Below are 13454 nucleotides of genomic sequence, written 5' to 3' on the forward strand. Positions count from 1 at the left end.
CCCGGCGTCCCGAGCAGGCGCCGGGCTTCCCGTCAGCGCTCGGCCGGCTCAGCCGGCTCCGCGAGCTCGGCCAGAACGGCCACGAGCTGGTCGACGGCCCAGTTCAGATCCTCTTCGGAGATCACCAGCGGCGGTGCGAAGCGGATCGTGGAGCCGTGGGTGTCCTTGACGAGGACGCCACGGCGCATCAGCGCCTCGCAGACCTGGCGACCGGTCCCAAGAGAGGGATCGATGTCCACGCCCGCCCACAGGCCCCGGCCGCGTACCGCGACGACCCCGTGGCCGCCCTGGCCGACCGGCCCGATGAGGGCGCGAAGCCGCTCGTGCAGGATCGTCCCGAGCTGCCTGGCCGCGGCCTGGTACTCGCCGGTGCCGAGCAGTTCGATGACGGCGTTGCCCACGGCGCAGGCCAGCGGGTTGCCGCCGAACGTCGAGCCGTGCTGGCCGGGCCTGATCACGCCCAGGACGCCGGCGTCGGCCGCCACCGCGGATACCGGGACCACGCCGCCGCCGAGCGCCTTGCCCAGCACGTACATGTCGGGGACGACGCCCTCGTGGTCGCACGCGAAGGTGTCACCCGTGCGGCCGAGGCCCGACTGGATCTCGTCCGCGATGAGCAGCACGTTCGCCTCGGTGCAGATCTCCCTGACCTCTCGCAGGTAGCCGCTCGGCGGCACCAGCACCCCCGCCTCGCCCTGGATGGGCTCGATCAGGACCGCGACGGTGTTGTCGTCGATCGCCTCGCGGATGGCCTCGGCGGAGCCGTACTTCACGATCGTGAAGCCGGGTGTGGCGGGACCGAAGCCGTCGCGGGCGTCCGGGTCGGTGGAGAAGCTGACGATCGTGGTCGTACGGCCGTGGAAGTTGTCCTCCATGACCACGATGTTCGCCTGGCCGGGCGCCACGCCCTTGACCTCGTAGCCCCACTTGCGGGCCACCTTGATCGCGGTCTCGACGGCCTCCGCGCCGGTGTTCATCGGCAGGACCATGTCCTTGCCGCATAGGTCGGCGAGCCCCTGGCAGAAGGCGGCGAACTGGTCGTGGAAGAACGCCCGGCTGGTCAGCGTGACCCGCTGGAGCTGTTCCTGCGCGGCCTGGAGGATCTTGGGGTTCCCGTGGCCGAAGTTCAGCGACGAGTAGCCGGCCAGGCAGTCGAGGTAACGCCGGCCCTCGACGTCGGTGACCCAGGCGCCGCGGGCCTCTCGCACGACGACGGGCAGCGGGTGGTAGTTGTGCGCGCTGCGCCGCTCGCTCAGCTCGATCAGTTCCCGGGTTCTGCTCATGCGCGGATCTCCAGTGTGCAGCACTTCGGACCGCCGCCGGCCTTGCGCAACTCGCTCAGGTCGACGGGGATGACGTTGAGGCCCCGGCGCTTGAGGTCCAGGGCCAGCTCGCCGGCCTCGACGTTGACGACCACGTTGTGGCCGTCGCTGACGGCGTTGAGGCCGAGCACGGCCGCGTCGTCGGCGGAGGCGAGGACGGCGTCGGGGAACATGCGCCGGAGCACTTCCTGGCTCCCCCGCGAGAAGGCGCCCGGGTAGTACGCCACGTTGCGCCCGTCGATCGAGAACAGCGCGGTGTCCAGGTGATAGTAGCGGGGGTCGACCAGATGCAGGGTGACCACGGGGCGGCCGAGGAACTCCTGGGCCTCCTTATGCGCGGTGATCGCCGTACGGAACCCGGTGCCGGCGAGGATCACCTCGTCCAGGGCGAGGAAGTCGCCCTCGCCCTCGTTGGTCTCGGTCGGCTCCATGACCGGCTCGTACCCGTTGGCGGTGAACCAGCGAAGGTAGGCCGGTCCCTCGGCGGCGCGCTCGGGGGTGGCGAACCGGGCGCCGTAGACCCGGCCGCCGACCACCAGAGCGCCGTTGGCGGCGAAGACCATGTCGGGCAGGCCCTCGATCGGGTCGATGAGGCTGACCTTGTGGCCCAGTTCCTCGTAGGCGTCCTTGAGCCGGCTCCACTGGTGGACGGCGGTGGCGGCGTCGGCGCCGGCACTGGGATCCATCCAGGGGTTGATGGCGTACTCGACCGCAAAGTAGTCGGGTCGACACATGAGGTAATGCCGGCTGTGCGCCATCTATCACTCCGTCGCTAAACGGCTGGTCAGGGATGGCTTCAGCCTAGGAACGACGGGACATCCGGGCCAGGCGTGGCGATTGCGCGAACCCGGGGATCGGTTGCGTGCTTGCGGGTCTAGGCGGCGATTTATTGCGTCGCCAGGAAATACCGTTTAGGGGGGCCCAATATAGGGGTCGCGCAGGTTACCTGGTGTTTCAGCGAGGTTTCGACGCTCGCCCGCGGCGGTCGTCGACGGTGTGTCGATCAGGTCTCGAGAGCCGATCCGTTGCGCGCGTGCGGGGTGTCGTCGATGAGGCGCGACAGCACGATCGCGCTCTTGGTCCGTACGACGAACGGCTCGGCGGCGACGCGCTCGATGACCTGCTCGACATGCCGGACGTCCTTGGCGCGGATGTGCAGCAGCGCGTCGGCCTCGCCGGTGATCGTGCAGGCGGAGATCACCTCGGGATGGCGCGACACGGCCATGCCGATCTCGGCGGGGGAGGTCTTGCCCCGGCAGAACAGCTCGACGTAGGCCTCGGTGGTCCATCCGAGGGCCGAGGGTTCCACGCGCGCGGTGAAACCGGTGATGGCACCGGTGTTCAGCAGCCGATCGACCCGCCGCTTGACTGCAGGCGCCGAGAGGCCGATTTGATGCCCAATTTCGGCGTATGTCGAGCGGGCGTCCTCGACCAAGGCTCCGACAATCGCACGATCAAGTGCATCCAACTCCACGCTGACCTGTATACAGCCGGTTCGCCCGCGATACCTACTTGAAGCGCGGGGATGAGCGGGTTCGGTGTGGCGGGGACCCACCCGCTCGCAGGTCCGAGAACGCCTGAGCCCGTACACGCCGGAGGCCGGGGCGGAGAAGTGCTCTCCGCCCCGGCCTCCGCGCGCGCCGACCCGATCAGACAGTGCTTACGCCTTGCGCACCCACCCGATCAGACGGGGCTTACGCCTTGCGCGCCGACCCGATCACGGAGTGGCTATGCCTTGTCCGCCTCGCCGGTCGCCTGCTCCATGGCGTCCTCGGGAGAGGCCTCCAGGTCGTCGGAGGCCTGGGCGAGCGCGGTGCGCTTGTCGAGACGCACCCAGCTCGTGACGCTCTCGATGGCGAACAGCACGCCGAGGTACACCGACATCACGGCGACCACCCAGGTGAGCACGCCGAGGGCCGCGCCGACGCCCAGGAGCAGCAGGCGGACCTCCCAGCCGAGACCGGCCTGGAACACCCATGGGGCGGGCCAGATGCTCTGCCTCGTGCGGTACACCGTGTCGTAGGTGTGGTAGCCGATGACGTAGATGAGCACGAACAGCAGCCACTTGGGCGTGCCGGCGGCGATGCCGAGGACGATGATCGTGAGGAACTCCGTGCCCCTGATCAGCGGCGGGACCAGCCAGTCGAACCGGCCGAGGTGATCGCGCGGCGCGGTCGGGATCATCAGGGCCATCATGACCAGCACGGGGAGCAGCATGATGGGCCCGGTGCCGGCGCCGTCACCCAGCACACCGGTCACGCCGATGACCACCACGGCGAGCAGCGAGACGAGCCCGGCGGGCACCGGAGGCAACCCGGGGCCCATCTTGTCGCGGAGCAGCGCCACCAGAGGCCCGTCGTCACGGTAGGCGAGCAGGCGTGCCGTCTGGATCCGGCGGCGCTCCTCGTCGGGATCGGGGACGGTGGCGGCGGTGGCCTGCGGGTGGGTGATCATGCGAGCGACCTCATGAGACGTCCGGTGAGGGTGTAGGTGGCCGCGACGCCGCCCCAGATCACGAGCGTGAGGAACGTGACCCGGGGCTCGAACAGAGCCGCGGTGATCGCGATGGCGGCGAAGCGCTCACCGATGGGGAAGACGATCATCTTGCGGGCCCAGTGCACGGCGCGGAACCGCCCGGCCTGGGTCCACAGCTTGAGCAGCCCGCGCACGCCCGTGCTGCGCGAGGCACGGCGCTTCTCCAGCGCCTCGCGGAGCGGCCGGTCGTCGGTGGCGGTCAGCGCCAGCGTCGGCAGCGGTACGGGCGGCCTGCGCCGGTTGGCGGCGCCGAACGAGAAGTCGAGCAGGTGGCGAACCGACTGCACCGACAGGGCGACCAGCGCCAGCGTCCACACATCGCCCTGCCCGGCGACGAGGGAGCCGACGGCCAGGCCGGCGAACACGATGTACTCCTTGGCGCGGTCGAACGTGGCGTCCAGCCACGCGCCGAGCACGCCGAACTTGCGGGCGTACCGGGCCACCTGGCCGTCGACGCAGTCGAACACGAAGGCGAAGTAGATCAGCAGGCCGCCGGCCACCGCGCCGGCGCGCGTCCCCGTGGCGAAGGCCAGCGCCGCCAGCACCCCGAGCGCGATGGAGATCAGCGTGACCTGGTTCGGGGTGAGGCCCCGCCGCGCCGCCCACCGGGCGATGAAGCGGGAGTAGGTGCTGACGAAGTAGGTGGTGAAGAAGCCGTCGGCGCCCTTGACCGCGTTGTTCAGGCGCGCCCGGTCCTCGTCGATCTCGGACATGGCCGCCACGGCCGTGTCCGCCTCGGCCTGCGAGCCGACCCGGGAGAAGTACAGGTCCCTGCGGCCGCGGATGCCGACCGAGACGCCCTTGCGGACGAGGCCGAGCACGAGCAACTGGACGAGATCGTCCTCGGGACCGAACAGGTGGGCCATGTCGGCGAGCTCGCGGGCCGTCTCCGCCAGGGTCGCGGCGTGCCGCTGGTGCAGGTGGAGCGGGCCGAGCAGCACCGCATTCGGCCGGGTGACCAGATGGTAGGCCGAGCCGGCCGAGATGATGCGGGAGCGGCCCGCCCGCGCCCGGACCGGGAGGCCCTCGAGCGTGCGGTCGCCGATCTCGGGCTCGGCCTCGTCGATCGGGATGTCCGGCTGGAGCGGTTCGCCGTTCTCGTCCTCCTGGCGTGGCTCCTTGGCTATCAGCGCCAGCGCGCCCCGCTTCGACTTGGTGATCTGGTAGATCAGCTCGTCGTGGATCACGACGCCGGCGGGGACGAGGAACAGGTTGTCCGCCGTCTGCTCGACGGCGTCGGCGAGTGCTCGCAGGTCACCGGCCAGGTCAGGGGACTCGACGACCTGGCCGGGGAACCGGCGGAAGTCGTCGGCCTCACCCTGCCGGGTGATGGCGATGGGCTCGGGATCCATCGAGGCGACCTGATCGTGCAGCCGGGCGAGGACGGTCGGCGAGCCGGGGAGCGACGTCAGCGCCAGGCGACCGGGCGGGACGTTTTGTTCGGTAGAACCGATCGGGCCGGGCGAGGAGCCCAGCAGGACCACGCGGGTCATGTCACCCTTTCAGGCAGCGTGCGGGGGGCGGAGGCGATTATCAGGGGGTGTCGCCAGGGAGCAAAGTTTAGTGACTGTTCTCCCAGAGGATGCCATCCAGGGTTGACCCGAGATCTATTCGTCGCTTGGTGGGGTCACATCCTGTCCGCGCTTCGCGGCCCCCCGCCCTCCCGTTCGCCCTCCAGCCTGCGGTACTTGTGGACATCCGGCTCGTCCCCCAGTGGTGACACATCCCTAGACTGGGCGGGTGAACCTCTACCGCGACGAGGGCGTCGTGCTGCGCACCCAGAAGCTGGGCGAGGCCGACCGCATCATCACGGTCCTGACCAAGCGCACGGGCAAGGTCCGGGGTGTCGCCAAGGGCGTCCGGCGCACCACCTCTCGTTTCGGCGCCCGCCTGGAGCCCTTCTCCCACGTCGACCTGCAGATCCACACCGGCCGCTCCCTCGATGTGATCACCCAGGTCGAGACGTTGCGGCCGTACGGCGAGGCGCTGGTCTCCGACTACCCGCGCTACACCGCGGGGACCGCCATGCTGGAGACCGCCGACCGGCTCACGGTGGGGGAGAAGGAGCCCGCCTTGCGGCAGTTCCTGCTGCTGGTCGGTGGGCTGCGCACGCTGGTCGAGGGAGGCCACGAGGCAAGGCTGGTGCTGGACGCCTACTTCCTGCGGTCCCTGGCGGTGGCGGGGTACGCCCCCACGCTCGACGCCTGCGCCCGCTGCTCGACCCCCGCGATCAGGGCCTTCGCCATCTCCGCCGGCGGCGTCGTGTGCGGGGGGTGCCGCCCGCCGGGAGCCTCCGTGCCCGCCGCCGAGACCATCGGGCTCATGATCGCGCTGACGCGTGGCGACTGGGCCTCGGCCGACGCCTCCGAGCAGCGGCACCGCACCGAATGCAGCGGCCTGGTCGCCGCCTACCTGCAATGGCATCTCGAACACGGAATACGCTCGCTACGACATGTCGAGCGCGTCTGAGGACGCCTCTCCCACAGACACGCACAGGAGAACCCGACCGTGAAAGTCCGCCCGCCAGCCCCGCACCCCTCAGGGGCCGTCCCTCCCTCGATCCCCCGCGAGCTGGTTCCCCGGCACGTCGCGATCGTCATGGACGGCAACGGGCGCTGGGCGAAGTCGCGAGGGCTTCCGAGGACTGAGGGACACAAAGCGGGAGAGGCCTCGCTGTTCGACGTCATCGAGGGCGCCATCGAGCTCGGCATCCCCAACCTGTCGGCCTACGCCTTCTCCACCGAGAACTGGCGGCGGTCCCCCGACGAGGTCCGCTTCCTGATGGGGTTCAACCGTGACGTGATCCGCCGCCGCCGCGACGAGTTGCACGCCATGGGGGTGCGGGTGCGCTGGGCGGGGCGTCCCGGCCGGCTGTGGAAGAGCGTCATCAAGGAGCTCCAGGACGCCGAGGAGATGACGCGGGGCAACCGCAAGCTGACCCTGCAGTTCTGCGTGAACTACGGAGGCCGGGCCGAGATCGTCGACGCCGCCGTGCGGCTGGCGCAGGACATCGCCGCGGGCCGGATCAAACCCGACAAGGTCTCCGAGCGCACCTTCGCCCGCTACCTCGACGAGCCCGACATCCCCGACGTCGACCTGTTCGTGCGCTCCTCCGGCGAGCAGCGCACCTCGAACTTCCTGCTCTGGCAGTCGGCGTACGCCGAGATGGTCTTCCTCAACCAGCTGTGGCCCGACTTCGACCGCCGTGACCTGTGGCAGGCGTGCGAGATCTACGCCAAGCGCGACCGCAGGTACGGCGGAGCCCTCCCCAACCAGGTCTGAGACCGTCGCGTGATCTACGCCCTGCGGCGGGCACGGTAGGCGGCGACGTGCATGCGGTTGCCGCAGGTGCGGCTGTCGCAGTAGACCCGGGAACGGTTGCGCGACTCGTCCACGAAGAACTTGTCGCAGTCGGGGGCGGCGCAGGTGCGCAGCCGCTCCCAGTCGTTGTCGACCAGGAGGTGGGCCAGCGCCACCCCGCACTCGGCGGCCAGATGCTCGGCCACCGACGCGCCCTGGGTGAAGTAGTGCACGTGCAGGGCGTAGCCGTCGTGCTCGGTCAGGTGCGCGGCGATCCTGGTGCGCTGGAGCAGGCCGTTCAGCCGGGTCACCGCCGCGGCCGGGTCGGAAGCCTCGAAGATCTCACGGAAGGTCGTGCGAAGGCCGCGCACCTGCTCCAGGTCGGCCGGGCCGAGGGTCCGGACGCCGCTCAGCTCATGGCGCTTGACGTACGCCTCGAGATCGGAGATGCCGGTGAGGCCGTCGGGGCCGCCGGTCTCCGGGGCGGTGTTGACGAGGTCGGCGACGGCGGCGAGCGAGCACACCATGTCATGGTTCAATGGCATGTCGTCTCCCGTGGGAAGAGGCGCGGGCGGAGGCATGGTCGCCGGTGCGACGCGGAAGGCCGCGCACGCTCCGGCTCCCGTCTCGAAAGCGTATCCCGTCACGACCCTTACACGAGGGCCGATGCGACGGCCGCACCTACATAGAGGGTCAGCTCGCCGAGGCGACGGCAGAGCACGACGGGCAGGTGCCGAAGACCTCGACCGTGTGCGTGATCGCCGTGAAGCCGTGCTCGGCGCCGACGGCGTCCGCCCAGCGCTCGACCGCCGGCCCGGCCACCTCCACCGTGCGGCCGCAGCGGCGGCAGACCAGGTGATGGTGGTGGCCGCCGGTGACGCACGCGCGGTAGACCGACTCGCCGTCGTCGGTGCGCAGCACGTCGATGTGGCCGGCGTCGGCCAGCGCCTGCAGCGCGCGGTACACCGTAGTCAGGCCGATCTTGGCGCCGTGCGCCCGCATCTCGGCGTAGATGTCCTGCGCACTACGGAACCCCTCACTGTGGGCGAGGATCTCCCGCACCGCGTCTCGGCGGTTCGTCATCGACTGCACTCCCGTATGCGGCCTGACCGCACGTTGATCGACCATACGCTCATGGACCGGCCTGCTGTGTACGTCCTCGCCGTACGAATTTACCCACACCGAGGGCCAGCACGAAGCCGATAAGCGCGAGGAGGACGATCGCCGCACCCGGTGCGACGCTCGCGTAGAACGCGGAAGTGAGCCCCCCGACCGTCGCCAGGACCCCGAGCAGCATCGCCGACAGCATGGTGGAGACGAAGCCGCGCGTCACCTGCTGGCTGGTGGCCACGGGGACTACCATCAGCGCGCTGACCAGCAGCAGGCCGACCACGCGCATCGCGATCACGACGGTGAGCGCGGCGGTCACCGCGATCAGCAGGCTCAGGAAGCGCACCGGCAGCCCGTTGACCTTGGCGACCTCCTCGTCCTGGCAGAGGACGAACAGCTCGCGGCCGAAGACGGCCACCACGCCCAGCACGAAGGCCGCCAGCGTGGCGATGATCCACACGTCCTGCGAGGTGACGCTGCTGATCGAGCCGAACAGGTAGGACGTCAGCGTTGAGTTGCTGCCGCCGGGCGCCAGCCCGATGAGCAGCACGCCGCCCGCGATGCCGCCGTAGAACAGCAGCGCCAGCGCGACGTCGCCGGTGGTACGGCCTCGCGCGCGGACCAGTTCGATGGCCACCGCCCCGAGGACCGCCACCACGACGGCGGTCAGGACGGGCGCGGTCCCGGTGAGGAAGCCGAGCGCGACACCGGTCAGCGCGACGTGGCCGATGCCGTCCCCGAGCAGGGCGAGCCGCCGCTGGACGATGAAGGTGCCCACCGCGGGAGCGGCCAGGCCGACCAGCAGCGCGGCGATCAGCGCGCGCCACATGAAGTCGTACCGCAGCATCTCGATCACTGTGCCGCCCCCGGGCTCATCGGGCCGCCGGACACGTCGTAGGCGTGCGGGCGGACCTGCTCGTGGCCGGGGTGCGGATGACAGCCGGGCCCGTCCGGTGGCGCGTCGTCGTACGGGACCTGGCCGTCGGGACGGCCCGTCGCATGTGGGGGAGCGCCGTCGTGCACGATGTGGCCGTCGCGGAGGACGACCGATCGCGTGATCAGCGGCGCCATCGGGCCCAGCTCGTGGGCCACCAGCAGCACGGTCTTCCCCTGCTCGACCAGCGTCTCGAGCGTGACGGCCAGGTGCCGCTGGCTCTCGGCGTCCACGCCCGCGGTCGGCTCGTCCATGACGAAGGTGTCCGGCTCGCCTGCCAGCGCCCTGGCGATGAGCACCCGCTGCTGCTGGCCGCCGGAGAGCCATCCCACGGGGTCCCCGGCCCGGCCTGTGAGGCCCACCGAGTCGAGTGCCCGTGTGACGGCGGCCCGGTCCCCGGCGCTCGTACGGCGCAACCGGCGCTGGCGGGCGATGCGGCCGGAGGCCACCACCTCGCGCACGGTGGCGGGCACGCCCCCGCCCACGGACAGGCGCTGCGGCACGTACCCGATGCGCCACCAGTCGCGGAACCGGCCGGGCGGGAGGCCGTACAGCTCGGTGGACCCTGCCGCCAGCGGCGTCAGCCCGAGGAGGGCGCGGATGAGGGTGGACTTGCCGGAGCCGTTGGCGCCGAGTACGGCGACCACCTCGCCGGCGGTGATCCGCAGGTCGATCCCGCGCAACACGGGGCGCCCGTCGAGGCTGACCTGGCCGGCCGTCATGGCGAACGCTGGCGGTGTGGCCGCCGGGGCATGCTCCCGGGGCACACCGGTCGCCGGTACTGATCGCGTCATGAACATCCAAGTGCGGTGCGAAGAGTGGCGAGGTTCGTGCGCGCGGCGGACAGGTAGTCACCTGTCTTGGGACGGCTCTCGATGGGGTTGAGAACCGCCGTCTTGGCGCCGACCTCCTTGGCGAGGACTTCGGCGACCTTGGGGCTGACGAGTTCCTCGGTGAAAATGGTAGTCACTCGCTCCTGCCGCGCGATCCCGGCCACCTCCGCGATGCGCGCGGGGGAGGGCTCGGCTTCGGGGTCGAGGCCGCTGATGCCGACCTGCTTGAGCTTGTAGCGGTCCGACAGGTAGCCGAACGCGGCATGGGCGGTGAGGATCGTGTGGCTCGCGCAGGTGGTCAGCCCTCGCTGGAAGTCCTTGTCGAGCGTGCCGAGGTCCCCGGCCGCCGAGTTCGCCCGCCCGGTGTACGCGGCGGCGTGGGCGCCGTCGATCCGACCCAGCCTCTTGCCGAGCTCGGTGACCGTCGTGGCGAGCCTGTTCGGGTCGAGCCAGATGTGCGGGTCGTAGCCGACCTGCTCGTGGGCCTCCCCGCCCTCCTGGTTCCGCTCCTCGGCGGCGGCCGCCAGCGGGGTGATCGTGGAGGCGGCGTCGAAGGCCTTGTCCTTCGCGTACTCCTCGACGGCGTCGTCGACGGCCGGCTGGACGCCCTTGATGTACACGATCAGGTCGGCCTGCTCGATGTCGGCGATCTGGCGGGGGGTCAGCTCGAGGTCGTGCGGCTCGACGCCGGGCTGGGTCAGCCCGGTGATCGTGACGTCCGATCCGCCGACGCGGGTGGAGATCCATTCGAGGGGATAGAAGGCGGCCAGGATCTTCGGCTTGCCCGACGTGGCGGGCTCCTTCGCCGAGGCGCCGGTGTCCGCGGAGCACCCGGTCGCGGCGAGCAGGGCGCCCGCGCCGAGCAGGACGGCGAGGGCGTTGAGGCGTCGGGACCTGGGCGAGGGGCGTCGGTGGTATACGGACGAAAAGGGCATCACCTGCCTGAGTATGCGCCAGAATGAAAACGGTTGTCAAAACCGTCTAGTGCTACCCAGCCGTCACATACCCCTGTCTTCGACCGCCGACCCTCAGAAAAGCCCGAAGCGGTCGGCCGAGAGGACGACCAGGAAGGTCACCAGCGCGACGCGCAACAGCCTCGCCAAGGGGCGCAGTGACGGCCACGACATGTACGCCAGCCAGACGACGAAGGCGAGCACCGGCAGCACCGCGACGCCGCCTCTCCAGTCGGGCACGGCGAAGCCCACCAGCAGCAGGATCACCATCACGACGGGCAGGATCCAGCGCGGCAGCCCGTACAGGAAGACCAGAGGCGCCGCGCTCTTCTGCTCGACGGTGCGCCGCAGCCCCGTCGCTCCGGGGGTGACGAAGTGCTCGCCCCGCGGCAGCGGCTGAGGTGTCTTACGGCCGTTCGCGGCCTTGCCCGGCCGGCCCTGCCCGCCGCGCGCCAGCGGGTGGGCGGGCACGGCGCGCTTGCGCGAGGAGGACGAGGAGTCGCTGGAATCGTGCTTGTCGGCCACGCTTCGAGCCTAACGTCGGAGGGTCATGGTCACGGCGCCCCGGGAGGGCCTCGTCACGGCACCCTATGGGTGCTGGCATGCTGAACGACATGCTCGCCCTCATCAGGTACTCCGTCCCCGGCGCCCGCGCCGAAGAGTTCATGGAACAGGCCACCTCGATCCTCGGCACGCTGTCCGCCCAGACCGGGTACCGCAGCGGGCACATCGGCAGATCCGTCGACGAGCCCGGCCTGTGGGCGCTGGTCAGCGAATGGGAAGGCGCCGGGTTCTACCGCCGCGCGCTGTCGGCCGCGCGCATGGACATGTATCCGCTGATGACCTTGATGATCAACGAGCCAAGCGCCTTCGAGGTTCTGGTCAGCAATCCTTGACCTGGCCGGTACGAGGACCCCATACAGCGCCCGTGAGGCGATGCGGAGCGGCGATTGTGGGCAGGTCGCGTCACCGGTTCCCCTAAGCTGGTGGTGATCGGGCAGGTGACGCGCCCTCTGATCGATAAACCCAACCCCGACCGCCAGCCGGATGGAGATTCTTGATGGCCCGCCGTACCGACATCATGGACACGATCGTCAGCCTCGCCAAGAGACGTGGGCTCGTCTACCCGTCGAGCGAGATCTACGGAGGCCTGCGCGCGTCCTGGGACTACGGTCCGCTCGGCGTCGAGCTCAAGAACAACGTCAAGCGCGAGTGGTGGAAGTCCATGGTCCAGGGCCGCGACGACGTCGTGGGCCTCGACTCCTCGGTGATCCTCGCCCGCGAGGTGTGGGAGGCCAGCGGCCACGTCAGGGAGTTCGTCGACCCCCTGACCGAGTGCCAGTCCTGCCACAAGCGCTACCGCGCCGACCACCTCGAGGAGGCCTACGCCGAGAAGCACGGCGGCAAGGCGCCCGAGAACGGCCTGAGCGATCTGTCCTGCCCCAACTGCGGCACCAAGGGCGCCTTCACCGCGCCCCGCATGTTCAACGGCCTGCTCAAGACCTACCTGGGCGCCGTCGAGGACGAGTCCGGCCTGGCCTACCTCCGGCCGGAGACCGCGCAGGGCATCTTCATCAACTACCTCAACGTGCAGCAGTCCTCCCGCAGGAAGATCCCGTTCGGCATCGGCCAGATCGGCAAGTCGTTCCGCAACGAGATCACCCCGGGCAACTTCATCTTCCGCACCCGCGAGTTCGAGCAGATGGAGATGGAGTTCTTCGTCAAGCCGGGCAGCGACGAGGAGTGGCACCAGTACTGGATCGACCAGCGGTTCCAGTGGTACGTCGACCTGGGCATCAACCCCGACAACCTCCGGCTGTACGAGCACCCGAAGGACAAGCTGTCCCACTACTCCAAGCGCACCGTCGACGTCGAGTACCGCTTCAACTTCACCGGTTCCGAGTGGGGCGAGCTGGAGGGTGTGGCCAACCGCACCGACTTCGACCTCACCACCCACGCGGCGGCCTCCGGCACCGACCTGTCGTTCTTCGAGCAGGACTCCGGCGAGCGTTACGTGCCGTACGTCATCGAGCCGGCCGCGGGCGTCGACCGCTGCACGCTGACCTTCATGATGGACGCGTACACCGTCGACGAGGCGCCCAACGCCAAGGGAGTCATGGAGCAGCGCACGGTCATGCGGCTCGACCACCGGCTCGCGCCGGTCAAGGTCGCGGTGCTGCCCCTGTCGCGCAACGCCGACCTGTCGCCCAAGGCCCGTGACCTCGCCGCCCAGCTGCGCCGCCGCTGGAACGTCGAGTTCGACGACGCCGGAGCGATCGGCCGCCGCTACCGCCGCCAGGACGAGATCGGCACCCCCTTCTGCATCACCGTCGACTTCGACACCCTCGACGACCAGGCCGTGACGGTCCGCGAGCGCGACTCCATGGCCCAGAAGCGCATCGCCCTCGACCAGGTCGACACCTACCTCCGCCAGCACCTCAACGACTGAGCCTGCGCTCATCGACGG

General features: G+C 70.1%; 15 protein-coding genes. 4 read left to right on the forward strand and 11 right to left on the reverse strand.

What is annotated here, in order from left to right; genetic code table 11:
• Window positions 1-32: 32 nt before the first annotated feature.
• The 5 genes from rocD to ABD810_RS18015 all read right to left on the reverse strand — a co-directional run bounded on the left by rocD (window position 33) and on the right by ABD810_RS18015 (window position 5350).
• Window positions 33-1283 carry an ornithine--oxo-acid transaminase gene (gene rocD, locus ABD810_RS17995; RefSeq protein WP_344940939.1) on the reverse strand — a complete coding sequence of 417 codons (1251 nt, stop codon included), beginning with the start codon at window positions 1281-1283 and terminating at the stop codon, window positions 33-35.
• Window positions 1280-2080, reverse strand: coding sequence for a dimethylargininase (gene ddaH, locus ABD810_RS18000; protein WP_344940942.1), 801 nt, complete (start codon window positions 2078-2080; stop codon window positions 1280-1282). The genes rocD and ddaH overlap by 4 nt, the downstream gene beginning before the upstream one ends.
• A gap of 245 nt (window positions 2081-2325) precedes the next feature.
• Window positions 2326-2796 (reverse strand): Lrp/AsnC family transcriptional regulator, encoded by a 471-nt coding sequence (locus ABD810_RS18005; protein WP_344940945.1) that lies wholly within the window; start codon window positions 2794-2796, stop codon window positions 2326-2328.
• A gap of 254 nt (window positions 2797-3050) precedes the next feature.
• Complete coding sequence (locus ABD810_RS18010; RefSeq protein ID WP_344940948.1) at window positions 3051-3776, reverse strand: DUF5941 domain-containing protein; 726 nt, start codon at window positions 3774-3776, stop codon at window positions 3051-3053.
• Window positions 3773-5350 carry a CDP-alcohol phosphatidyltransferase family protein gene (locus ABD810_RS18015; protein WP_344940951.1) on the reverse strand — a complete coding sequence of 526 codons (1578 nt, stop codon included), beginning with the start codon at window positions 5348-5350 and terminating at the stop codon, window positions 3773-3775. The genes ABD810_RS18010 and ABD810_RS18015 overlap by 4 nt, the downstream gene beginning before the upstream one ends.
• Window positions 5351-5597: 247 nt before the next feature.
• Between ABD810_RS18015 and recO the strand changes: the two genes are divergently transcribed.
• Together recO and ABD810_RS18025 are read left to right on the forward strand one after the other, a co-directional pair.
• A complete protein-coding gene (gene recO, locus ABD810_RS18020; protein ID WP_344940954.1) occupies window positions 5598-6326 on the forward strand; it encodes a DNA repair protein RecO in 729 nt (242 codons plus the stop codon).
• Window positions 6327-6365: 39 nt separating this feature from the next.
• The gene (locus ABD810_RS18025; RefSeq protein ID WP_344940957.1) at window positions 6366-7139 is read left to right on the forward strand and encodes an isoprenyl transferase; all 774 of its coding nucleotides are present in this window, start codon (window positions 6366-6368) and stop codon (window positions 7137-7139) included.
• A 14-nt stretch (window positions 7140-7153) separates the two neighbouring features.
• On the opposite strand, the gene ABD810_RS18030 is transcribed toward ABD810_RS18025, so the two are convergent.
• The 6 genes from ABD810_RS18030 to ABD810_RS18055 form a co-directional block, all read right to left on the reverse strand.
• Complete coding sequence (locus ABD810_RS18030) at window positions 7154-7702, reverse strand: CGNR zinc finger domain-containing protein (RefSeq protein ID WP_344940960.1); 549 nt, start codon at window positions 7700-7702, stop codon at window positions 7154-7156.
• 148 nt (window positions 7703-7850) lie between these two features.
• Window positions 7851-8240, reverse strand: coding sequence for a Fur family transcriptional regulator (locus tag ABD810_RS18035; RefSeq protein ID WP_344940963.1), 390 nt, complete (start codon window positions 8238-8240; stop codon window positions 7851-7853).
• 49 nt (window positions 8241-8289) lie between these two features.
• Window positions 8290-9123 carry a metal ABC transporter permease gene (locus tag ABD810_RS18040; protein ID WP_344940965.1) on the reverse strand — a complete coding sequence of 278 codons (834 nt, stop codon included), beginning with the start codon at window positions 9121-9123 and terminating at the stop codon, window positions 8290-8292.
• On the reverse strand, window positions 9120-9995 hold the full coding sequence (locus ABD810_RS18045) for a metal ABC transporter ATP-binding protein (protein WP_344940968.1): 876 nt from the start codon (window positions 9993-9995) through the stop codon (window positions 9120-9122). Before ABD810_RS18045 ends, ABD810_RS18040 begins: the two co-directional genes overlap by 4 nt.
• Complete coding sequence (locus ABD810_RS18050; RefSeq protein WP_344940971.1) at window positions 9992-10969, reverse strand: metal ABC transporter substrate-binding protein; 978 nt, start codon at window positions 10967-10969, stop codon at window positions 9992-9994. The genes ABD810_RS18045 and ABD810_RS18050 overlap by 4 nt, the downstream gene beginning before the upstream one ends.
• A 93-nt stretch (window positions 10970-11062) precedes the next feature.
• Window positions 11063-11512 carry a DUF6703 family protein gene (locus ABD810_RS18055; protein ID WP_344940973.1) on the reverse strand — a complete coding sequence of 150 codons (450 nt, stop codon included), beginning with the start codon at window positions 11510-11512 and terminating at the stop codon, window positions 11063-11065.
• Between the two features lie 77 nt (window positions 11513-11589).
• Here ABD810_RS18055 and ABD810_RS18060 point away from each other — a divergent pair, with 77 nt between their 5' ends.
• Together ABD810_RS18060 and ABD810_RS18065 are read left to right on the forward strand one after the other, a co-directional pair.
• A complete protein-coding gene (locus tag ABD810_RS18060) occupies window positions 11590-11883 on the forward strand; it encodes an antibiotic biosynthesis monooxygenase family protein (RefSeq protein WP_344940976.1) in 294 nt (97 codons plus the stop codon).
• A gap of 164 nt (window positions 11884-12047) precedes the next feature.
• Window positions 12048-13436, forward strand: coding sequence for a glycine--tRNA ligase (locus tag ABD810_RS18065; protein ID WP_344940978.1), 1389 nt, complete (start codon window positions 12048-12050; stop codon window positions 13434-13436).
• The last annotated feature ends 18 nt before the right edge of the window (window positions 13437-13454 follow it).

The sequence above is a fragment of the Sphaerisporangium flaviroseum genome (assembly GCF_039537005.1).
In the GTDB taxonomy this organism is placed as follows: domain Bacteria; phylum Actinomycetota; class Actinomycetes; order Streptosporangiales; family Streptosporangiaceae; genus Sphaerisporangium; species Sphaerisporangium flaviroseum.